The sequence below is a fragment of the Martelella sp. HB161492 genome (assembly GCF_013184775.1).
Classification (GTDB): Bacteria; Pseudomonadota; Alphaproteobacteria; order Rhizobiales; family Rhizobiaceae; genus Martelella.
Genome location: NZ_JAATVV010000049.1, coordinates 1 through 578 on the forward strand (window position 1 = coordinate 1; position 578 = coordinate 578).

Below are 578 nucleotides of genomic sequence, written 5' to 3' on the forward strand. Positions count from 1 at the left end.
GCCGGTGACCCGGAGGTGCAGGCCGACAGCCGGTCGAAGGCCTTCTTCAATCGCAAGGTCTTCAAGATCTCGACCCCGCTGATTGCACCGGGCTGCCGGATCACCGAGAACTATCTCGCCGGCACGCAGGAGCGCTATCATGTGCCTTGCCCCCATTGCGGCGAACTGCAGGTGCTCGAATGGGAGAATATGCGCGATCACATCGATCCCGAACACCCGGAGACTGCGCATTTCTGTTGCACGGCCTGCGGCTGCGAGATCCATGAACACCATCGCGCATGGATGGTGGATCCGAAGAACGGGGCCAGGTGGATTGCCAAATATCCCGACCGGGCGCGTTATCATCGCTCGTTTCATATCTGGGTGCCCTATTCGCCGCTTGAAAGCTGGGAGGCAATTGCGCGGGCCTGGCTGAAGGTTCAGGCCGGTGGCGCCGATGACAAGGACAAGGGGACCGGCGCCGAACAGGTATTCTTCAACGACACGCTTGGCCTTGCCTTTGAGGCAGACAATAAGGCGGTGGACTGGGAAGACCTGCGCGACCGCGCCGATGCAACGGGGTTTAAACGTGGCATCGT

Annotated in this window: 1 protein-coding gene; it reads left to right on the plus strand. The window is 60.7% G+C overall.

Annotation, left to right across the window (positions count from 1 at the left end; genetic code table 11):
- Positions 1 to 578, plus strand: a 578-nt coding sequence (locus HCK86_RS23910; RefSeq protein WP_176086999.1) for a terminase gpA endonuclease subunit, incomplete at both ends; no start/stop codon positions are given.